Source organism: Streptomyces sp. NPDC056361, from assembly GCF_042262805.1.
In the GTDB taxonomy this organism is placed as follows: Bacteria; Actinomycetota; Actinomycetes; order Streptomycetales; family Streptomycetaceae; genus Streptomyces.
On sequence record NZ_JBHJQI010000110.1, the window covers coordinates 1 to 20,220 of the forward strand.

15 protein-coding genes are annotated in these 20,220 nt (G+C 74.7%); 6 read left to right on the forward strand and 9 right to left on the reverse strand.

Annotation, left to right across the window (positions count from 1 at the left end):
- Nucleotides 1-90: 90 nt before the first annotated feature.
- Nucleotides 91-1,386, reverse strand: coding sequence for a M20 family metallopeptidase (locus ACFCY7_RS28830; RefSeq protein ID WP_376488982.1), 1,296 nt, complete (start codon nucleotides 1,384-1,386; stop codon nucleotides 91-93).
- A 292-nt stretch (nucleotides 1,387-1,678) separates the two neighbouring features.
- On the opposite strand from ACFCY7_RS28830, the gene helR reads away from it, so the two are divergent.
- Nucleotides 1,679-3,826: an RNA polymerase recycling motor ATPase HelR gene (gene helR, locus ACFCY7_RS28835; protein ID WP_376488983.1), complete on the forward strand. Its 2,148-nt coding sequence runs from the start codon at nucleotides 1,679-1,681 to the stop codon at nucleotides 3,824-3,826.
- 65 nt (nucleotides 3,827-3,891) lie between these two features.
- Here the strand turns inward: helR and ACFCY7_RS28840 are convergent, their stop codons facing one another.
- The 3 genes from ACFCY7_RS28840 to ACFCY7_RS28850 all read right to left on the reverse strand — a co-directional run bounded on the left by ACFCY7_RS28840 (nucleotide 3,892) and on the right by ACFCY7_RS28850 (nucleotide 6,999).
- A complete protein-coding gene (locus tag ACFCY7_RS28840) occupies nucleotides 3,892-5,547 on the reverse strand; it encodes an acyl-CoA dehydrogenase family protein (protein ID WP_376488984.1) in 1,656 nt (551 codons plus the stop codon).
- A complete protein-coding gene (locus ACFCY7_RS28845; protein WP_376488985.1) occupies nucleotides 5,531-6,148 on the reverse strand; it encodes a TetR family transcriptional regulator in 618 nt (205 codons plus the stop codon). Before ACFCY7_RS28845 ends, ACFCY7_RS28840 begins: the two co-directional genes overlap by 17 nt.
- A 266-nt stretch (nucleotides 6,149-6,414) precedes the next feature.
- Nucleotides 6,415-6,999: a TMEM165/GDT1 family protein gene (locus tag ACFCY7_RS28850; protein ID WP_376488986.1), complete on the reverse strand. Its 585-nt coding sequence runs from the start codon at nucleotides 6,997-6,999 to the stop codon at nucleotides 6,415-6,417.
- 297 nt (nucleotides 7,000-7,296) lie between these two features.
- Between ACFCY7_RS28850 and ACFCY7_RS28855 the strand changes: the two genes are divergently transcribed.
- The 4 genes from ACFCY7_RS28855 to ACFCY7_RS28870 all read left to right on the forward strand — a co-directional run bounded on the left by ACFCY7_RS28855 (nucleotide 7,297) and on the right by ACFCY7_RS28870 (nucleotide 12,568).
- On the forward strand, nucleotides 7,297-7,914 hold the full coding sequence (locus tag ACFCY7_RS28855; protein WP_376488987.1) for a TetR/AcrR family transcriptional regulator: 618 nt from the start codon (nucleotides 7,297-7,299) through the stop codon (nucleotides 7,912-7,914).
- Nucleotides 7,911-9,395, forward strand: a complete 1,485-nt coding sequence (locus ACFCY7_RS28860; RefSeq protein WP_376488988.1) for an MFS transporter — start codon at nucleotides 7,911-7,913, stop codon at nucleotides 9,393-9,395. Before ACFCY7_RS28855 ends, ACFCY7_RS28860 begins: the two co-directional genes overlap by 4 nt.
- A gap of 1 nt (nucleotide 9,396) precedes the next feature.
- A complete protein-coding gene (locus ACFCY7_RS28865) occupies nucleotides 9,397-10,503 on the forward strand; it encodes a PP2C family protein-serine/threonine phosphatase (protein ID WP_376488989.1) in 1,107 nt (368 codons plus the stop codon).
- 178 nt (nucleotides 10,504-10,681) lie between these two features.
- Nucleotides 10,682-12,568 carry an alpha/beta fold hydrolase gene (locus ACFCY7_RS28870; protein ID WP_376488990.1) on the forward strand — a complete coding sequence of 629 codons (1,887 nt, stop codon included), beginning with the start codon at nucleotides 10,682-10,684 and terminating at the stop codon, nucleotides 12,566-12,568.
- 61 nt (nucleotides 12,569-12,629) lie between these two features.
- Here the strand turns inward: ACFCY7_RS28870 and ACFCY7_RS28875 are convergent, their stop codons facing one another.
- Nucleotides 12,630-13,997 carry an NtaA/DmoA family FMN-dependent monooxygenase gene (locus tag ACFCY7_RS28875; RefSeq protein ID WP_376488991.1) on the reverse strand — a complete coding sequence of 456 codons (1,368 nt, stop codon included), beginning with the start codon at nucleotides 13,995-13,997 and terminating at the stop codon, nucleotides 12,630-12,632.
- Complete coding sequence (locus ACFCY7_RS28880) at nucleotides 13,994-15,115, reverse strand: LLM class flavin-dependent oxidoreductase (protein WP_376488992.1); 1,122 nt, start codon at nucleotides 15,113-15,115, stop codon at nucleotides 13,994-13,996. Before ACFCY7_RS28880 ends, ACFCY7_RS28875 begins: the two co-directional genes overlap by 4 nt.
- A gap of 718 nt (nucleotides 15,116-15,833) precedes the next feature.
- On the opposite strand from ACFCY7_RS28880, the gene ACFCY7_RS28885 reads away from it, so the two are divergent.
- A complete protein-coding gene (locus ACFCY7_RS28885; RefSeq protein ID WP_376488993.1) occupies nucleotides 15,834-17,027 on the forward strand; it encodes an alpha/beta hydrolase family protein in 1,194 nt (397 codons plus the stop codon).
- 138 nt (nucleotides 17,028-17,165) lie between these two features.
- On the opposite strand, the gene ACFCY7_RS28890 is transcribed toward ACFCY7_RS28885, so the two are convergent.
- The 3 genes from ACFCY7_RS28890 to ACFCY7_RS28900 all read right to left on the reverse strand — a co-directional run bounded on the left by ACFCY7_RS28890 (nucleotide 17,166) and on the right by ACFCY7_RS28900 (nucleotide 20,133).
- A complete protein-coding gene (locus ACFCY7_RS28890; RefSeq protein WP_376488994.1) occupies nucleotides 17,166-17,750 on the reverse strand; it encodes a nucleosidase in 585 nt (194 codons plus the stop codon).
- Between the two features lie 116 nt (nucleotides 17,751-17,866).
- Entirely contained in the window at nucleotides 17,867-19,255 is a 1,389-nt protein-coding gene (locus ACFCY7_RS28895; RefSeq protein WP_376488995.1) for a VWA domain-containing protein, read from the reverse strand.
- Entirely contained in the window at nucleotides 19,252-20,133 is an 882-nt protein-coding gene (locus ACFCY7_RS28900) for an AAA family ATPase (RefSeq protein ID WP_376488996.1), read from the reverse strand. Before ACFCY7_RS28900 ends, ACFCY7_RS28895 begins: the two co-directional genes overlap by 4 nt.
- Nucleotides 20,134-20,220 lie beyond the last annotated feature (87 nt).

The window sequence follows — 20,220 nt, forward strand, 5'->3', positions numbered from 1 at the left end:
GTACGCGGACTTCCACCCGGCACGCAGAGAGCACGCACCAGACGCCGCGGGGCCGCCCTTCGGGCGACGACGGGAATGTGACGACAGGCCCTAGGGCGGCGCGGAAGCCACCAGATTCCCCGTCAGATGGTCGTAGGCCACGTGCGCGTGGAGCCGGACGCCGGTGACGAGGGTGTCGTCGTCCGCGTAGAAGTGCGGGTTGTGGTTGGTGACGAGCCCGCGCCCGCCCGGCAGCGGCACGGGCCGCCCCGAAGCGTCCAGGGTCGCGTCCTGGACGCCGAGTATCACGTAGAGGCCGCCGAACCGGCTCACGAACTCGGAGACGTCGTCGTACCCGAGGGTCCCGCCGGTCTCCACCACGCGCTCCTCGCCCACCACCCGGCGGAAGGTGGGCAGGGCCGCGGCCACCCACGGACCGCTGTTGTGCACCGGGGGAACGGGCTGGAGGTACTCGACGGAGGCCGTCGCCCCGTAGGCGGCCGCCGAGTGCTCGGCCAGGGTCGTGAGGCGGCGGCGGACCTCCGCCATGTCCGACTCCACGGCGCAGCGGACCGTGCCCCACAGGGTCACCGTCTCGCCGATGATGTTGAAGCGGCCGACGTCCTCCACGTGCCCGATGGACACGGTGACCGCGTCGAACGCCGAGACCTGCCGGTACACCTGACCGATGCCCGTCAGGATCGCCCCCACGGCCGGCATCGGGTCGATCCCCTGCCACGGCGTCGAACCGTGCGTCTGCCGGCCGGTGACGACGATCCTGACCAGCGCGGAAGCCCCGTACTGGTTCCCGATCCGGTACCCCACGTACCCCTTCGGGTGCGGTGTCACGTGCAGGCCGAACGCCATCGTCGGCACCGGAGCGGCGAAGGCGCCCGCCTCGACCATCGCCCGCGCACCGCCCTCCTCGGTCACCGGAGGACCCTCCTCGGCGGGCTGGAAGACGAACAGGACGGTGCCCGGCAGCCGGTCGCGCGCACCCGCCAGAACCGTCGCCGCTCCCATCAGCATCGCGGTGTGGCAGTCGTGCCCGCAGGCGTGCGACACCGGGAACGGGCCGCCCGGGTAGTCGGTGTCCACCACCTCGGACGCGAAGTCCGTGCCGCACAGGTCCCTCACCGGCAGCGCGTCCATGTCCGCCCGGAGGGCCACGACCCGCTCGCCCGCCGCCGCACCGCGCAGCACCCCCACGACCCCGTGGCCCGCGATGCCGGTCCTGACCTCGTCGAGGCCCAGCGCCCGCAGGTGCTCCGCCACCAACCGGGCCGTGTTCACCTCCCGGTTGGACAGCTCCGGATGCCGGTGCAGATGATGCCGCCAGGCCACCACCCGGTCCGCCACCTCGGCCGCCCGCCGGTCCAGTTCGTCGTGGATCGCCTCGCTGCCCAACGGGGACTCCCTCTCGAAACGGCCGAAGCCGTGGCCATGGGACGCGTGTTCCACCAGCCTGCCACCCCGGAGTCGGGCTCGCCGCGAGAGCGCGGAGTCGACGGACAGGACACGCACGCGCGGCTGTAAGGGAGAGGGGCGAGGACCGGTCGTCGTCACGGCCCGCACCGGCACGAGGAGACGACACATCCTCCGCCACTCTCAACTTATAGCGCACAGGGGGGCTTGCGGCAAGGCCCCCGGGGTGCCGCACAATCTCCCCTCGAAGCCAGGACCTGCGGAAACGGGAGACATGCACCTTCAGACCACCAGCGCCTTCGACCTGTCCGACAGCCTCGCCGCGAAGGCGGACCCGGCGCTGATCGACGGCGACGAGAAGCACTTCGCGGCCATCGCGGAGAGCCTGGAGCAGGCCATCGGCGAACTGTCCGACCGCCTCGACGCCGAGCGCCGGGCACCCGGCGGCGCCGGCCAGGCGGCGATGGAGCGGGACCTGGAGATCCACCGGCTGACCGGCCGCCTGCGCGCGCTGCGCCGGTTCGGCCTCGACCTGTGCCTCGGTCGCGTCGTCGGCGCGGACGGCTCGGAACCCCTGTACATCGGCCGCCTCGGCCTCACCGACAGCGAGGGGCGCCGGCTCCTCGTCGACTGGCGTTCCCCCGCGGCCGAACCGTTCTTCGCCGCCACCCACGCCCAGCCCATGGGTCTGGAGAGCCGCCGCAGGTACCGCTGGACCCGCGGCCGGATCAGCGACTACTGGGACGAGGTGTTCACCGCCGACGGCCTGGAGCGCCACGCCGCGCTCGACGACCAGTCCGCCTTCATCGCGAGCCTCGGCGGCAACAGGTCGGCCCGCATGCGCGACGTGCTCTCCACCATCCAGTCCGACCAGGACGCCATCGTCCGGGCCGGATCCCGCGGCGCGCTCGTCGTCGACGGCGGCCCGGGCACCGGCAAGACCGTCGTCGCCCTGCACCGCACCGCGTACCTCCTGTACTCCGATCCCCGCCTCGGCCACCGGCGCGGCGGCGTGCTGTTCGTCGGCCCCCACCAGCCGTACCTGAACTACGTCGCCGACGTCCTCCCCAGCCTCGGCGAAGAGGGCGTACAGACCTGCACCGTGCGCGACCTCGTCGCCGAAGGAGCGCGAGCGGGGCTGGAGACCGACCCGGAGGCGGCCCGCCTGAAGTCCACCGCGGCCATGGTCGGGGCGATCGAGACGGCCGTACGGTTCTACGAATCGCCCCCCACCGAGGGCATGACGGTCACCACCTCCTGGTCCGACGTGTGGCTGAGCGCGGACGACTGGGCGGAGGCGTTCCGGTCCGTCGAGCCCGGCACCCCGCACAACGAGGCGCGCGACCAGATCCTGGAGGAGCTGCTCGCCATCCTCACGGACAAGAGCGACGGGGACGTCCCGCCCGAGCTGTTCCGCAAGTCCCTGCTCCTCGACAGGGAGCTGATCGACACGCTCGACCGGGCCTGGCCGCTGCTCGAAGCGGCCGACTTGGTCGGCGACCTGTGGACCGTCCCCGCCTATCTGCGCCTGTGCGCTCCCTGGCTCGGCCCCGACGAGGTGCGCAGGCTCCGGCGCACCGACCCGCAGGCCTGGACGGTGTCCGACCTGCCGCTCCTCGACGCGGCCCGGCAGCGGCTCGGCGACCCCGAGGCGTCGGCGCGCAGGCGTCGCCACCAGGCCTCCGTCGACGCCGAGCGGGCCCGCATGGCCGACGTCATCGACAACGTGCTCGCGGCCGACGACGACGGCGAGGGCGCGGTCACGATGCTGCGCGGCCAGGACCTGAAGGACAGCCTGGTCGACGACGCGGCGCTGCCCGTAGCCGACCCGGAACCCCTCGCCGGCCCGTTCGCCCACATCGTCGTCGACGAGGCCCAGGAACTGACCGACGCCGAGTGGCAGATGCTGCTGCTCCGCTGCCCGTCCCGCAGCTTCACCATCGTCGGCGACCGCGCCCAGACCCGGCACGGGTTCACGGAGTCGTGGCGGGAGCGGCTGGAGCGCAACGGGTTCGACCGGATCGACGTGGCCACCCTCAGCATCAACTACCGCACCCCGGAGGAGGTCATGGCCGAGGCCGAGCCGGTCATCCGGGCCGCGATCCCCGACGCCAACGTGCCGACGTCCGTCCGCGGCAGCGGACTCCCCGTCGTCCACGGATCCGTGTCGGAACGGGACTCGATCCTCGACACCTGGCTGGCGGAGCACACCGAGGGCGTCGCCTGCGTCATCGGCGATCCGGCCTTCCGGGAGACCGACCGCGTCCGGTCCCTGACCCCGTCGCTGTCGAAGGGCCTCGAATTCGACCTGGTCGTCCTCGTCGACCCGGACGCCTTCGGCGACGGCGTCGAGGGCGCGGTCGACCGCTACGTCGCGATGACCCGCGCGACCCAGCGCCTCGTCGTCCTCACCGGCTCCTGACGGACGCGGCTCCGCCGCCCGCCGCAAGGTGCGGCGGGCCAGCGGAGTCCGTGCCCCGCGGGTCGTCAGCCCGCGGTCACGGCGTCCGGGCCGCTCCGGGCGATGATCGCCGCCGTGTCCACGCCCGCCGGCAGGGTGCCGAAGGCCAGGCCGCGGTCGCCGTCGAGGCGTGAGGCGCAGAAGGCGTCGGCGACGGCCGGGTCGCCGTGCCGGACCAGCAGGGAGCCCTGGAGGACGAGCGCGAGGCGCTCGACGAGGCGGCGCGCCCCGTACGCCACCGAGGCCTCGTCGCCCAGGCCCGCGAGGTCCTTGCGCAGGCCGGCGACCGCCGCGTCCAGGCGCCGGTCGGCGCCCGCGCCGCGGTCGACCTCGGCGAAGTACGCCTCGACGGCCTGCGGCTGACGGGCCATCGCCCGGAGCACGTCCAGGGCGGCGACGTTCCCCGAGCCCTCCCAGATCGACGGCAGCGGCGACTCGCGGTAGAGCCTCGGAAGGCCGGAGTCCTCGACGTAGCCGTTGCCGCCCAGGCATTCGAGGGCCTCGGCCGCGTGCGCGGGTGCCCGCTTGCACACCCAGTACTTGGTGACGGCGAGGCCGAGCCGCCGCAGTTGCTCCTCCTCCGCGTCGCCGCGCGCCGCCCGGTCGACCGCCCCGGCGAGCCGCAGGGCGGCGACGGTCGCGGCCTCGGCCTCGACCGCGAGGTCGGCGAGGACGTTCCGCATCAGCGGCTGGTCGACGAGCCGTGCCCCGAACGCCTCGCGGTGCGTGGCGTGGTGCACCGCCTGCACGAGGCCGAGGCGCATCCCCGACGCGGAGCTGATCGCGCAGTCGAGCCGCGTCATGTTGACCATCCGGATGATGGTGGCCACCCCGCGCCCCTCCTCGCCGACCAGCCGGCCGAGGGCGCCCTCGTACTCGATCTCGGAGGAGGCGTTCGACCGGTTGCCGAGCTTGTCCTTGAGGCGCTGGAGGCGGATCGCGTTGCGGCTGCCGTCGGGCAGCACGCGCGGCACCAGGAAGCAGGACAGGCCGCCGGGCGCCTGCGCGAGAGTGAGGAAGACGTCCGACATCGGGGCCGAGGTGAACCACTTGTGCCCGGTCAGCGCGTACAGGCCGGGCTCGCCCGCCGGTACCGCCCGGGTGGTGTTCGCCCGGACGTCCGAGCCGCCCTGCTTCTCCGTCATCGACATCCCGGCGATGATCCCGCGCTTCTCCGTCGGCACCCGCAGCCCGAAGTCGTACGAGGAGGAGGTGAGCAGCGGCTCGTACACCTCGGCGAGCTCCGGCTGGGCGCGCAGGGCGGGCACGGCGGCGTACGTCATGGAGACCGGGCACAGGTGGCCCGCGTCGGCCTGCCCCCACACGAACACCTTGGCCGCGCGCGCCACGTGCGCGCCCGGCCGTTCGTCGCGCCAGGGCGCGCCGTGCAGCCCGTGCCGGACGGCGGTGTCCATCAGGTCGTGCCAGTGCGGATGGAACTCGACCTCGTCGATCCGGTGCCCGTACCGGTCGTGGGTGTGGAGGACGGGGGAGTGGCGCTCGGCGAGCCGCCCCCATTCCTGGGCCTCCTCGCCGCCGGCCCGCCGTCCGAGGGCGCGGACCTCGGCCTCGGCCCAGCCGGCGCCTTCCCGGTGCAGCGCCTCCAGGAGCGCGGGGTCGGCGGAGACGTCGTAACCGGTCAGCGGTGGTACCTGGTTGGTGACCTCATGCGTGGTCGGCATCGGGAACTCCCAGTGCTCGCAGGGTGAAGGTGACGAGTGCGGGTACGGTGTCGGGCCCGACGGACCCCTCCGCCAGCGGTCCGACGAGCGCCTCGGCGCCCGCCCCCACCAGTGCGGAGGCCGTCAGGGCGGGGTCCTGGGGCGGCAGCTCGCCGGTGCGCACGCCGTCCGCGACGCGGGCGGCGAACACGTCGCGGAAGGCGCGACGGAAGACGAGCCGCTCGGCGTCGACGGCCGGGTCGACCGGTTCGGCGAGCAGCGCGTACGCGAGGCGGGGCGACTTCAGGGCGCGCTGGGCGAAGGTCTCGATGACGGCGACCACCCGCTCGGCCGCCGACCGGTGCGCGGGGTGCGCGGCGGCGTCGGAGACGGCCGCGACCTCCCGGCGCACCACGGTGCGAAAGAGCTCGACGGCGAGTTCGGCCTTGCTCGGGAAGTGGCGGTACACGCTGCCGGTGGCGATTCCGGCTCGGGCCGCGACGGCCGCCATCGTGCAGCCGGCGTAGCCCTGCTCGGCGAGCAGCCCGAGCGCCGCGTCGACGACCGCGGCGCGCTGGGCGTCGAGCCGGGCTTGGACGGCGGGGGTGCGTCGGTAGGGCATGGAAGGAGTGAAGCAGTGATTCACTGCTTCATCAAGAGGTCGCGCGGCGGTGCCCCTCCGCGGGGGAGGGGTGCCGGTGAGGGGTCAGCGACCCGTCAGGTCGCGGAGCGTGAAGTCGTCCGGCAGTGGGGCGTCGAGCCGGTCGAGCGCCGTGAGGCGGTCGGTCGGGGGCTGGTGGTCATCACGGCATGGTCGCACCGGAGACGGAACGCCGCACACCCCCGTGGGGGCGGGGGGTGCGGCGTGGACGTGCGGCGGAGGGGGTGTCAGCCGGTGAAGACCTCCGTCAGGGACCAGATCGCGAGGCCGGCCATGCACACGCCGCCGACGCGCTGCACGGTCTTGAGCGGTACGCGCTTGGCGATGAAGCGGCCCGCCACCAGGGCGAGGGCGGAGACGCTCATCAGGGCGGCGAGCGAGCCGATCGCCGTCGACCAGGTGCCGTTGGTGGCGGCGAGGTTGGCGGTGGTGATCTGCGTCAGGTCGCCCCACTCGCTGATGAAGACGGCCATGAAGGCGGTCGAGAAGACGGGCCAGAAGCCGGTGACCGTGCGGCCGCCCGCGTCGGCCTCCTCGTCGTCGCCCCCGCCGCGCAGCAGCATGAACGCGCCGAAGCCGAACATCAGGGCCGAGGCCAGCTTCACGGACCAGCCGGGGAGCAGCCCGAGCAGGCTGCCGGCTCCCACGGCGATGGCGACGTGCGCCAGGAAGGCGGTGGAGGTGCCGATCCACACGTACAGCGGACGCATGCGCGTGCCCATGGCGAGCGACGCGAACATCGTCTTGTCGGGAAGCTCGGCGAGGAAGATCAGCCCGAAGGCTGTGAGGATCGCCAAGGGGTCGAGGTGCATACCGGGGCTCTCTGCTCGGTCCGGGCCCATGGACTTCGTACGGCGCCTCGGTGGGCGACGGGAGGACCACTCGGCCCGGCATGACGGACCGCGCCCACGGGAACGCGGACGCGGCTGTTGCCTGGCCGAAGGTCTCGCCCGTCCGCGTCGTGCGCGGACCCGGTCACCGGGAACCCGGGGGTTCCAGTGTGTCGACGACCGGTTCGCAGGGCTACTCCCCTTCGCTGCACCCAGTGTAACGGACGAGAGCGCATAGTCGAGTAGACAGTGTCTACTCGATCTTGGTAGACAGTGGCCATGGATGACGAAGCAGGGACACACGGCGACCCGGGGACGGTCGACGCCGAAGCAGGACTGCGCGGGCGGCTCGTCCGGGTGGGCGTCGAGCTGGTGAACGGCGAAGGCGCCCAGGCCCTCTCGCTGCGCGAGATCGCGCGCCGGGCCGGCGTCTCCCACGGGGCACCCCGCCGCCACTTCCCGACCCACCTCGACCTCCTGTCGGCCATCGCCCGCCAGGGCTTCGCCGAACTCGCCGACCGCGTCACCGCCGCGGACCGGGAGGAGGCCGGGCCGCGGGAACGGATCGAACTGCTCGCCCGCGTGTACGTGGACTACGCCGCGACCCGGCGCGGCATGTACGAGCTGATGTTCCGGCACGACCTCCTGGAGAGCGGCCGACTGGGACTGCGGGAGACGAGCCTGCCGCTCTTCGCCCACCTCGCCCACCTCGTCGCCCGCGTCCGGCCCGACGCCGACGCCGCCGTCGTCGCGGGCGCGCTCTGGGCCAACCTGCACGGCATCGCCCAGCTCTGGCACTGGGGCAGCCTCCCGCTCGCCACCGGCGGCGACGACCCGGTGGCCTTCCTCACGGCCGCCCTCGACGCCCACCTCGGCCCGGCGGAGCAGACGCCGTGACCCGGCCCCGCACCCCCGTCCTCGCCTGCAGCGTCGTCGGCGCGGCCGTCGTGGCCCTCGACGGGACCGTCCTCACGGTCGCCCAGCCCGCGCTCCAACGCGATCTGCACGCCCACGTCGGCCAGGTCCAGTGGACCAGCACCGGCTACCTCGTGGCCGTCGCGAGCCTGCTGGTCTTCGCGGGCCGACTCGGCGACCGCTACGGCCACCGCCGGGTCTTCGCCCTCGGCGCGCTCGGCTTCGCCGCCGCGTCCACCGGCATCGCCCTCGCACCCGGAATCGGCGCGGTGATCCTGCTGCGCGTCCTCCAGGGCGTCTGCGGCGCGTTCCTCCAGCCCGCCACCCTCGGCATGCTGCGCACCGCCTACCCACCGGAGCGGCTCGCCACCCCGATCGCCGTGCGCACCGCCGTCATCGGCCTCGCCGCGGCGGCCGGGCCCCTCGTCGGCGGCGCCCTGGTCTCCGCGTACGGCTGGCGCTCCGTCTTCCTCCTCGGCGTGCCCCCGACCCTCGCGATCGGCCTCGTCGCCCTGACGACCGGGGAACCGCGCCCGGGCCCGGACCGGCCGGAACGCCCGGCCGCGCCCGCACCCGGCGGCCTCGCCTCGCTCGACCCGCTGGGCGCCCTGCTCCTCGCCGCGTCCCTCGGCCTGCTCGTCCACGGACTCGTCCAGGCGGCACGTCCCGGCGGAACGGGCACCGCCGTGCTCGCGTGCCCGGCGAGCGCGGCCGCCGGAATCGCCTTCGCGCGGCACGAACGGCGCACCGCACGGCCCCTGCTCGCTCCCGAACTCCTCGGCAGCGCGCCCGTCGTCGCCGGTCTCGCCGCGCTCCTCGCCGCCTCGGCGGCCCTCTTCGGCACGCTCTTCGTCACGACGTACTTCCTCCAGGACGTCCAGCGGCTCGACCCCCTCGACTGCGCGCTGCGGGTCCTGCCTCTCGCCGCCCTCATGGTGCTCGGCGCCCCGTTCTGCCCCCCGCTCCAGCGCCGCTTCGGCCCCCGGCGCACCGCGACCGCCGGCGCGGCGCTGCTCACGCTCGGGGTCCTGCTGCTCGCCCGGCTGGACGCGACGGCCGGCGCCGTCGCCGTCGGGGTTGCCTCCGCGCTCCTCGGCGCCGGGTTCGTCACGCTGATGGTCACCGCGACCTCCGTCGTCGTGCACCGTGCGCCCGAGGCCCACGCCGGAGTCGCCGGCGGCCTCCAGCAGACCGCGATGAACATCGGCCCGGCGTTCGGCGTCGCCCTCGCGACCCTCCTCCTCGCGCTCGTCCCCCAGGGCGGATTCGTACCGGACCGGGGGATCGCCCTGCCCGCCCTGGCCGTCGTCGCCGCCCTCGCGCTCCCCGCCGCGCTCGCCCTGCCCGGGGCTCGGGACCGCGGCCCTCGGCGGCGTCCGGGAGGGCGACCGGGGGCGGATCAGCGGACACGCCGGGGACCGAAGCCACCCGGGTCGGGACAGCAGACCTGCGTACGATCGTGAGATGCCCGCTGCTGGTCGCCGGCGTCCTCCCGGCGCGGCGCGCACCCAGTTCAACGTCGGTCGCGCCCTCCCCTTCCTGGTCCTGGTCCTGACGGCCCTCGCCGACGTCTTCACCGCCGACGAGGAGCGCTTCGAACGCCTCCTCGTCGCCGCGCCCGCGCTCGCCGCCGTCACCTGGAGCGTGCGCGGGACGATCGGCATCGGGCTGCTCGCCATGGCGGTGCGCGTGCTGCTCACCTTCGGCCGGGACGAGGCCGCGCCCGAACTGCTGGCCAGCGAGGTCGTGCTCGCCGCCGTCACCGCCGCCTCGGCCTGGGTCAGCCGCGTCCGCACGCGCTACGAACGGGATCTGCGCGAGGTCACCGCCGTGGCGGAGGTCGTGCAGCGGGTGGTCCTGCGCCCGCTCCCGGACCGCCTCGGCCGCTTCGACCTGCGCCTGCTGTACCTCGCGGCCGCCGCCAAGGCCAGGATCGGCGGCGACTTCTACGAGGCCGTACGGGTTCCGGGCGCGGTGCGGCTCATGCTCGGGGACGTCCAGGGCAAGGGCCTCGGCGCCGTCGAGACCGCCTCCGTCCTGCTCGGCGCCTTCCGCGCCACCGTCAACGACGCCCCGGACCTGGCCTCCCTCGCCGACCGGCTCGACGAGGGCCTCACCCGCTACGGCGGCTGGGACCCCGACTCCGACGCCGCCGAACGCTTCGCCACCGTCGTCCTGGTGGAACTGCCCGACGACCACGACGTCGCCCGGCTCCTCAGCTGCGGCCACCCCGCCCCGCTGCTCCAGCACGGGAACGAGGTCGCGCCGGTCGTCTTCGCCGACCCCTCGCTGCCCGTCAACCTCGCGGGGCTCGCCGAGAACGACCACCGGATCGAGGAGGTCCCCTTCGGCCCCGGGGACCGGCTGCTGCTCTACACCGACGGCGTCAGCGAGACCCGCGACCGGGCCGGCACCTTCTACCCGCTGGAGACGCGCATGCGCGGCTGGGTGCGGGAACCGGCCGGTGACGTGCCCGGAATCCTGCACCGGGACCTCGTCGCGTACGGCGCCGACGGCCTCGACGACGACGTGGCCGCCCTGCTCGTCTCCCGCACGCCGCAGCCCGGCTGACCCTCGGCCCGTTCCCGGAGTCCCAAACATCGACTTCGGGGCGGCTTGTGTCGTTCGCGTCCGGTTCCGTGATCTGTGCGCTGTTCATGCGCTCTGGTCGCTCTGCTCCCCATGCGTGAGGCTTGCGACCGTCCGCCCGGCGGACAGCCAGCAGTCCACTCGAGAGGAACGGGTGCACGTGCCCCAGGACACTCCCTTCACCGCCGACCCGTCCGAGGACTTTCCCGGCTTCCCCGGCGTCTCGGCGGGGCTCACCGCCGCCGAGACCGCCCGGATCGGGGCGAGCGGCCTCTGGGCCGCCGACGGAACGGTGAACGCCGACGCCGCCCGGCTCGGCCAGACCCTCGCCACCGCGCTGCTCGATCCGAGCGCCGAGGACCTCCTGCCCGCCGAACTCGCCGCGCACGTCGAAGAGGTACGCGGCGTGGCCCGGCCCGCGTACCACCGCATCGAGACCACGGACGGCGTCCGGCTCTCCGCCTTCAGCCTCCGGCAGCTGGCGCCGGGACCGCACCCGCTCGTCGTCTTCCCGGCGGGCTGGACGCCGTTCGGCTGGCCGATCTTCCTCTGGGCGTACACGGTCCTGGCCCGCAAGGGGTACCACGTCCTCGCCTACACGCCCCGCGGCCTCGGCTACGCCGGACTCCCGTCCACCTCCGAGGGCCTCGTCGACGTGGCGGGACCGAACGACGTCTCCGACGGCTCGGACGTCGTCGACTTCGCGATCGACCGCTTCGCGCCGGGTGTCATCGGCTTCATGGGCGAGTCCTACGGCTCCGGCATCAGCCAGCTCGTCGCGGCCCACGACGAACGGGTGTCCGCCGTCGTCGCCCTCAGCACCTGGGGCAACCTCGCCACCAGCCTCTACGACCACGACACCCGCCACGTGAAGGCCGTGGAGGCCCTCGTGGACTTCACCGGCGGTCCGGTCGAGGAGCGGTTCGACGCGGCCAACCGGGCGATCCTCGACGACTTCGCGAACAACCGGAACCTGGACGCCGTCGTCGCCTGGGGCCGCCGACGCTCCCCCGAGGAGTACCTCTCCCAGACCAACGAGAAGGGCACGCCCACCTTCCTCTCCCACACCTGGCACGAGAGCCTGTTCCCGGTGAACCAGGTCCTGACGACCTTCCGGGGCCTGCGGGTGCCCAAGCGGCTCAACCTCTGGATCGGCGACCACGCCGCCCCCGAGGCCGCCGGCCTCATCGGCACCCGGCCGGGCCGGGCCGACCTCCCCCTGGTGGAGGCGTACGCCTGGCTCGACCACCACCTCAAGGGCGAGCGGAACGGGGTGGAGGACTGGGACGAGGTCTGCAACCAGGTGATGTTCACCTACGTCACGGAACCCGTCCTGGATCCGGAGACCGGCCGGCCCACCGGGGAGAACCGCGTCGTCGAACCCGCGGTCCGCGAGAGCCGCGCAGACTGGGACCGGGTCACCACCGGGGTTGAGACGTTCGCCCTCACCGGCGACGGGGCGGGCGGCGCCGACGGCGCACTCGTCACCGGCGGCGACACGGCACCGCCCGAGGGCGTGGACTGGCGTCGGACGTTCGTCGCCGGCGTGGACACCGAGGCCACCGCCATGGACCTGCCCCTCATGACCACCGGGCAGGCGGAGTGGGCCGGGAACCCCAAGGTCTACGACACCCGCAAGATCGACCGCCGGCACGCCGTGGCATGGACCACCGGGCCGCTCGTCGCCCCGGACGGGGAGGGGGCGGCGGGCCGCAGGATCCGGGGCGTCCCGCGCCTGCGCCTCGCGGTCCGCTCCACCGCCGCCTCGGCGAGCCTCGTCGCCCACCTCCTGGACGTCGCCGAGGACGACACGGCGCGGATCATCACCCACGAGCCCCTGAACGTGTACGACCTGACGCCCGAGCAGGACACCACCGTGACCTGGCGGCTCCAGGCCGCCGCGTACGACATCCCCGCCGGCCACCGGCTGATGCTCGTCGTCGACAGCAAGGACCCGCTGTACGGAGACGCCTCCGTCACCTGGACGCAGACCACCGTCGGCTCACCGGCGGACGAGCCGTCGTTCCTGGAACTGCCCCTCGGCTGAGCCCGGGAGACCGTACGGAAGGTGGGGCGCGGACCGGCCGGGTGCGCGCCCCACCGGCGCGTCACACCACCGGCGCGAGCCCCAGGTGCTCCCGGAGCGTCGTCCCCGTGTACGCGGTCCGGTACACGCCCCGCTCCTGGAGCTCGGGCACGAGGAGGTCGACGATGTCGTCGAGCCCGTCCGGGACCAGGTACGGCGAGATGTTGAAGCCGTCGAGGGCACCGTGCCGGGCGAAGCGGGCGAACTTCTCGGCGAGTCCGGCCGGGGTGCCGACGTGCCCGCGCTGCGGACCGAGCTCGATCACGGTCTCGCGCAGGGACCAGCCGTTGGCTTCGGCCTTCGCCCGCCACACGGCCACCTCCGCCCGGGGGTCGTCCACCCAGCGGGTGCCGAACTTCCCGGTGTCCCGGGCGGCCACCGGCTCCTCGGCGGGCAGCGGCCCGTCGGCGTCCCGCTCCGACAGGTCGAAGCCCCACAGCCGGCTCGCGATGCCGAGGGCCACCGCGGGCGTGACCTGTTCCAGCCGCACCCAGCGGGCCTTCTCCTCCGCCTCCTTCTCGGTCGCGCCGATGACGATCTCCGTACCCGGCAGGATGCGCAGCGCGTCCTCGGACCGGCCCGCGGCCCGCAGCCGGCGGCGTACGTCCTCGGCGAACGCGAGGGCGTCGTCGAAGTCCGTCCCGTGCGCCGAGAAGATCACGTCCGCGTGGCGCGCCGCGAAGTCCCGGCCCTCCCCGGAGTCGCCCGCCTGGAAGATCACCGGATGGCCCTGGGCGCTGCGCGGCAGGGTCGGCGCCAGGTCGACGTCGAAGTGCGCGCCCCGCGACCGTACGCGCCCCACCGCGTCCGGCACCGACCAGGAACGCGCCTCGGCGGACTCCGCCACGGCACCGTCGGCCCAGCCGTTCCACACGGCGCGCGCGACGCTCAGGAACTCCTCGGCGCGCCGGTAGCGGTCGGCGTGGTCGAGGAAACCGCCGCGCCGGAAGTTCTCCCCGGTCCAGGCGTTGTGCGTGGTCACCACGTTCCAGCCGGCCCGGCCGCCGGACAGCAGATCGAGCCCGGCGAGCCGGCGGGCGAGGTCGCCCGGCTCGTTGAAGGTGGTGTTCGAGGTGGAGACGAGCCCGATCCGCTCGGTCGCGGCGGCGAGCGCCGCCAGCTGGGTGATCGAGTCGGGCCGGCCCGCCACGTCGAGTTCGTGGATGCCGCCGCCGCCGGACTCGCGGAGCCGCAGACCGTCCCCGAGGAAGAAGGCGTCGAAGAGCCCGCGTTCGGCGGTCCGCGCCACCCGCAGGAACGAGGCCGGGTCGATCTGGGAACCGCTGGAGGGGGCCGACCAGATCGTCCAGTGGTTGACCCCCTGGAAGAACACCCCGAAGTGCAGCCGGGCGTCGGGGCGGGGAACGTCGTCGCGGTCGGCGCGGGTCATCGGGTCTCCTCCGGGACGAGCGCGGCGGCGCCGTCGGTCGTGAAGCGGCTGAGGGGCCGGGGGAGGCCCAGGGAGGCGCGCAGGGTCGTGCCCGGCAGCGGCCTGGCAGCGATCCGCCGGACGAACAGCTCGGGCAGGACCAGCCGGGAGAGCACCGCCAGGTCCTCGTCGAGGACGAGCGGGTGCAGCCGTACGCCGTCGACGTGGCCGGCGAGATCCGCGAGGAGCGCCACCAGACCGGCGGCCGGGCCGGAGTACCGCAACCGGTCCGGGTGCGCGCCCCACGGGGCGGACCGCTCCAGGTCGGCGATCCGTTCCTCCGCCGTCTCGCCCGGCGTGTCCAGGGCCACCTCGACCTCCGCGAAGGCGAGCGGCGCGCCGGCGGCGCCCGCGGCCGCGCCCACCTCGGCCGCGGTGGCTCCGCCGACCAGGGCCACGTCGGTCAGCCCCGCCGGAACCACGCCCCGGCGGGCCAGGACCACGGGCCGTCCCTGCGGCGGTCGCGGCACGATCGACGGGCCCTTCACGGAGTACGTCTCGCCCGCGAAGTCGATCGCGTGCAGCCGGGACCGGTCCAGGTAGCGGCTCGTGGCCACGGACCGGATCACCGCGTCGTCCTCCCACGAGTCCCACAGGTCCCGTACGACCCGCAGACCGTCGTGGGCCTCCCGGGCCTGGGCATCGGCGCCCTCGACCTCGGGCCGGCCCCAGGCGCGGGCCGCCCGGGGATCCTCCTCGACCCCCACGACCCACCCGGCCCGGCCGGCCGAGACGTGGTCGAGAGAGGCCAGCTGCGACGAGACGTGGAACGGCTCCGCGTACGTCGTCGCGAGCACCGGCGCCACGCCGAGGACGCTCGTCGACGCGGCCACGAACGCGGCCCGTTCCACGGCGCCGATCCGGCCCACGGGGCCGGTGCCGTCGCCGGAACCCGGCGGCAGGATCGAGTCGTCGAGCGTGACCAGGGTGAACCCGGCGTTCTCGGCGACGGCCGCGACCCGGGCGAGCCGCCGAGGGCTCAGCAGCTCGCCGGGAGCGTGCGCGGCACGTCGCCACGCGGACGGATGGGCACCTTCGCCGTCGATCTCGACGGCCAGGCGCAGGGCAGGGCGGGGCATGGGAGTCCTTCCGGAAGTCAGGGGCGCGCGACGGCGCGGCAGCGGCGCGGGGCACGGCTGCCGGGGGTCGGGCGGACGGGACGTCACGGGACGCGCGGACCCACGCGGAGCGGGTCAGGCGCGAGCGGAAGGACAGATGGCCGAGGCGGTACGGCAGAAGTCGACGTGCCTGCGGCAGACCAGCCGGGCACCGGCCCGGGCAGGGGCGTGCGGCGACAGGGTGACCACTGCGATCACGTGCGCCTCCCCCCAGTGATGGACCCGTCCGGGTGCGGACGGGGTCGCCTCACCATAGGCAGGCCGCCTTCCGAACTGTCAAGGTCCACCCGGCGGTTCGGGGTCCGCTGCCCGGCCGTGCAGCACGCCGGGCGGTCGGGGCCGGGCCCGGGAAGGAGGAGGTGGTGGTGGTTCGTGGACTCCGGTGCAGGGGAGGGAGCCGGCGGTCGTTCGCGGACTCCTGTGCAGGGGACGGGAGTCGGTGGGGCCCCGTGGACTCCGGCGCCGAACGCGGGAGTCGGCGCCGAACGAGGTGACCGGTGCCGAACGAGGTGACCGGCGGACGTCCGTGGGCTCCGGCGCCCGGGTGAGGAGCCGGCGGGACGCCCGGCGGTCTTCGGGGCCGGATCTCGGGGCCGGATCTCGACTCAGACCCGGGGCTGATCCGACGTGGGCCCGTGGGCGGACGCGCCGGCCCGTCCGCCCCGCCTACCGTGCCCGCATGACCCGAATCCGCATCACCCGGGCGGCCGCGGCCGCCGTCCTCGCCTGCTCCCTGGCCTTACCCGCCGGAGTCGCCACCGCGGCCGCCGGCCCCGACACCACGGCCCCGTCGGCGACCGCGCAGTCGCAGTCGCAGCCGGTCCGGGCCGCCGCCCTCCCGGCGCCCACCGGTCCGTACGCCGTCGGCAGTTCGGTCGTGCCGCTGGTCGACCGCTCCCGCACCGACCCCTGGGTGCCCACGGCCGACGGGCGGGCCCTCATGGTCACGCTCCACTACCCGGCCGCGCGCTCCGGAGGCGGCAAGCCCGCCCCGTACGCGACCCGGGAGGAGGCGCGGCTGCTCGCCGCGCAGCTCGGGCCGGGCGTCTCCGGCGACCTGCTGGCCAGGACGCGCACCCACAGCAGGACCGACGTCCGCCCGGCGCCGGGCCGGCGCCCCCTGGTCCTGCTCTCGCCGGGCTTCGGGGTCTCGCGCTGGACGCTCACCCACCTCGCCGAGGACCTCGCCTCCCGCGGCTACGTCGTCGCCTCCGTCGACCACGCCTACGAGTCGTACGGGATCAGCCTCCCCGGCGGCCGGACCCTCACCTGCGTCGCCTGCACGGCCCTCGACGAGGGCGGCGTGCACGCCGGTGTCGTGACCGCGACCCGCGCCGCCGACATGCGGTACGTCCTGGACCGGCTCACCGGGCCGCGGCCGGCCTGGCGGTACGCCGACGTCATCGACGCGAGCCGGGTCGGGATGGCCGGCCACTCCATCGGCGGGGCGAGCGCCGCCACCGCGATGGTCGCCGATCCGCGCGTCGACGCCGGCGTGAACATGGACGGCGCGTTCTGGGAGGAGCTTCCGGCCGAGGGCCTGCGGGGCCGGCCGTTCATGATGCTCGGCACCCACGACGAGACGCACCTGCCCGGAGGGACCGACACCAGCTGGGACCGGACGTGGACGGCGCTCGACGGGTGGAAGCGCTGGATCACGGTGGCCGGATCCGAGCACTTCACCTTCTCCGACGGGCCCGTGATCGCGCGTCACTTCGGCCTGCCCCAGTCCCCGCTGCCCACCGACCGGGCCGTCGCCGTCACCCGGACGTACGTGGCCGCCTTCTTCGACCGGCACCTGCGCGGACTCCCGCGCCCCGTCCTCGACGGCCCGTCGCCGGAGAACCCGGAGGTCCACTTCCAGCGTCCCTGAGCCGCCGCGGAGGCGACGCGTCGCGGGGGAGGCGCCCCGCGCTTCGGGGAGCCGATACGGGGCGTCCCCGGCGCGCGGGAGCGGCACCGGGGGACGTCCACGGGACTCGGTGGCGGTGTGCGCGTCACGCCCGCCGCCTCAGGAGCGGTACGGGGTGTTCGCCTCCGCCCAGTCCGCCAGCGCCCGCGCGCACTCGGCGACCGACTCGCGCCAGCTGCGGGCGGCGCCGTCACCGGCCTCGTCGCTGACGTGCTTCACGATGCGCAGCGGCACGCCGGCGAGCCCGGCCGCCGTGGCGAGCGCGTACCCCTCCATGTCGACCAGCGCCGCCCGCTCCGCGAGCCGGACGCGGGCGGCCTCGTCGGCGATGAAGGCGTCGCCGGTGGCGAGGACCACGTCACCGCCGTCCGGCAGCGTCAGGGGCGCCCCGTACGTCTCGCCGGTCAGGGTGGCGAGCAGCTCACCGTCGAGGTCGTGCTGCACCACGGTGCCGACGACGTGCGTGCCGGTCCAGCCCGCCCGCAGGGCACCGGCCGTCCCCAGGTTCACGATCCCGGAGGGCCGCGGCCCCCGGCCCAGCACGGTCGCGAGCGCGGTCGCCGCGTTCACCTTGCCCATGCCGGTCAGCAGCACCGGCAGGTCCGTGTCGAGGAACTGCGCCTCCTCCTTGACCGCGACGACGAGCAGGGGACGGTCGGTCGTGATCTCTCCCAAAAGTTCCATGGGGGCCACGCTAGTTCGCCTGTCCGGCATTCGTACAACCGGGCGGAGCCGGGGGTGCGGCGCGGGGACCCTCCCGCCCCGCGCGCGGCGCCGCCCGCCCCGCGCGCGTACCCCGGTCAGACCGGCAGCAGGCGGCTGATCAGGGAACCCAGCTGGTGGGCGTTGCGGCACGGGCGCATCTCGACGAGGCCGACGTAGGCCGGGGCCACCGAGTCGCCCGTGCCCCACAGGGAGGGCTGCTCGGGGTTGAGCCAGTGGACCCGGCGGGCACGGTCGGCGACGCTCCGCAGCGCCGCGAGGTTGGGATCGGCGCCGTTGGTGCGGGCGTCGCCGAGGACGAACACCACCGTGCGGGGACCGACGGCCTCCGCGTACCGCTCGGCGAACTCGCCCAGCGAGGTGCCGTAGTCGCTCTGACCGTGCCAGCCGGTCAACCGCGCCTCGGCGAGGATCCGGTCGCCGAGCGCGGCGGGGTCGGCCGCACCCCGGGCGATCAGATCCGTCACCTCGTCCACCCGGTTGACGAAGGCGAAGACCCGCACCCGGCTGAACTGGTCGTGCAGCGCCTGCACCAGCAGCATCGTGAACTGGGCGAAGCCCGCCACCGACCCCGAGACGTCGCACAGCAGGACCAGCTCGGGACGCCGTGGCCGGCGCCGCCGCAGCACGGGGCGCACCGGCACGCCACCGGTCGACAGCGAGCCGCGCAGCGTCCGCCGCAGGTCGATCTCGCCGCGCGCCGCCCGCCGCCGCCGGGCCGCGAGCCGGGTGGCCAGCTTCCGCGCGAGCGGCCGTACCGTCCGCCGCAGCTCGTCCAGCTGCTCCCGGCCGGCCAGCAGGAAGTCCACGCGGTCCGCCGTGCCGGCGACCGCCCGGCGTGCGACCCGGTCGCGGCCCTGCCGCTCCGCGACCCGCCGCCGCGCCTCGGTCCGCACCCGCTCCCGGAAGGCCTCGATCCGGCGCCGGATCTCGTCCTCCAGCAGCCGGTCGGCGAACTCGGGGTCCGCCGCCCCCGCCGCCCGCACCCGGTCGCGCACCCGGGCGAGCAGCGTCTCGGGACGCACCCGGGACAGCGTCCGGTACGAGGACCAGCCGTCCGACTCCGGCCCCGAACCGAAGCCCCCGAAACCGCCCACCGCCTCGGCCGCGAGCCGGTCGAGCGCGGCGCCGTCACCGGCGGCCAGCGCCTCGGCGAGCCGGTCCCGCAGGGCCGCGAGATCCGCCGGGGTGTCCCCGTACGCCTCCGGCGCCCCGGGGGCACCGCCACCGAGCGGGAAGTACAGGTCGAAGACCCGGTCGAACACCGCGCGCTGGAGCGTGCCGTGGAGCAGCGTCGCCGCCAGCGCCTCACGGACCCGCTCCCGGTCCGTGAAGCCGACCGCCTCCAGCGCGTGCCCCGCGTCGACCGTCTCGCCCGTCCCGATCCCGAACCCGTGCGCGCGCAGCGCCGCCACGAGGCCGGTGAGGCGTTCCGCCGTCCCTCCGGCGGGCGCCGCCGTGCTCACACCGCGTCCAGGTCGAGCTTGGCCGCCGCCTTCACGATGTCCTCCTGGTGCTTCAGGAGGACGCCCAGGGTCTCCCGGACGACCCGCTCGTCCAGCCGGTCCGCGCCGAGCGCGAGCAGCGTGCGGGCCCAGTCGATCGTCTCCGACACCGACGGCACCTTCCGCAGGTCCATCGCCCGCAGCGCCCCCACGACCCGTACGACGGACGCGGCGAGCGCGGAATCGAGGCCCGGCACCTTGAGGGTGACGATCCGGCGCTCCAGCTCCTCCTCGGGGAAGCCGATGTGGAGGAACAGGCAGCGCCGACGGAGCGCCTCGGACAGCTCGCGGCTCGCGTTCGAGGTGAGGACCGTGAACGGGCGCCGCGTCGCGGTGATCGTGCCGAGTTCCGGGACGGTCACCTGGAAGTCGCCGAGCACTTCCAGGAGAAGGCCCTCCACCTCGACGTCGGCCTTGTCGGTCTCGTCGATCAGGAGCACCGTCGGCTCCTCGGACCGGATCGCGGTGAGCAGCGGCCGGGGGAGCAGGAACTCCTCGCCGAAGATGTCCGTCCGCGTCTCGTCCCAGGACTCGCCGCGCCCCGCCGTGATCCGCAGCAGCTGCTTGGCGTGGTTCCACTCGTAGAGGGCGCGGGACTCGTCGACGCCCTCGTAGCACTGCAGCCGCACGAGGCGGGCCCCCGTCACCGCCGTGACGGCCTTGGCGAGCTCCGTCTTGCCGACCCCGGCCGGGCCCTCCACGAGCAGCGGCTTGCCGAGCCGGTCGGCGAGGAACACGGTGGTGGCGACGGCCGGCGACGCGAGGTAGCCGGTGGTGGCGAGCCGTTCGGCGACGTCGTCGACGGAGGCGAAGAATCCGGTCGTCGTGGCGGTGGTCATGGCTGTCCCCCCGGGGAGCGGAATGGCGTACTGGCCAGTAGCATCAGTCGTACTTGATCAGATCGGGCACCGCCGCACAACCGTCCC

Bases quoted from the DNA above. Each gene is read 5' to 3' on its own strand.
- ACFCY7_RS28865 (WP_376488989.1), top strand. From the start codon at position 9,397: ATGCCCGCTGCTGGTCGCCGGCGTCCTCCCGGCGCGGCGCGCACCCAG.
- ACFCY7_RS28900 (WP_376488996.1), bottom strand. From the start codon at position 20,133: ATGACCACCGCCACGACGACCGGATTCTTCGCCTCCGTCGACGACGTC.
- ACFCY7_RS28880 (WP_376488992.1), bottom strand. From the start codon at position 15,115: ATGCCCCGCCCTGCCCTGCGCCTGGCCGTCGAGATCGACGGCGAAGGT.
- helR (WP_376488983.1), top strand. From the start codon at position 1,679: ATGCACCTTCAGACCACCAGCGCCTTCGACCTGTCCGACAGCCTCGCC.
- ACFCY7_RS28890 (WP_376488994.1), bottom strand. From the start codon at position 17,750: ATGGAACTTTTGGGAGAGATCACGACCGACCGTCCCCTGCTCGTCGTC.
- ACFCY7_RS28855 (WP_376488987.1), top strand. From the start codon at position 7,297: ATGGATGACGAAGCAGGGACACACGGCGACCCGGGGACGGTCGACGCC.
- ACFCY7_RS28845 (WP_376488985.1), bottom strand. From the start codon at position 6,148: ATGCCCTACCGACGCACCCCCGCCGTCCAAGCCCGGCTCGACGCCCAG.
- ACFCY7_RS28875 (WP_376488991.1), bottom strand. From the start codon at position 13,997: ATGACCCGCGCCGACCGCGACGACGTTCCCCGCCCCGACGCCCGGCTG.
- ACFCY7_RS28850 (WP_376488986.1), bottom strand. From the start codon at position 6,999: ATGCACCTCGACCCCTTGGCGATCCTCACAGCCTTCGGGCTGATCTTC.
- ACFCY7_RS28840 (WP_376488984.1), bottom strand. From the start codon at position 5,547: ATGCCGACCACGCATGAGGTCACCAACCAGGTACCACCGCTGACCGGT.
- ACFCY7_RS28885 (WP_376488993.1), top strand. From the start codon at position 15,834: ATGACCCGAATCCGCATCACCCGGGCGGCCGCGGCCGCCGTCCTCGCC.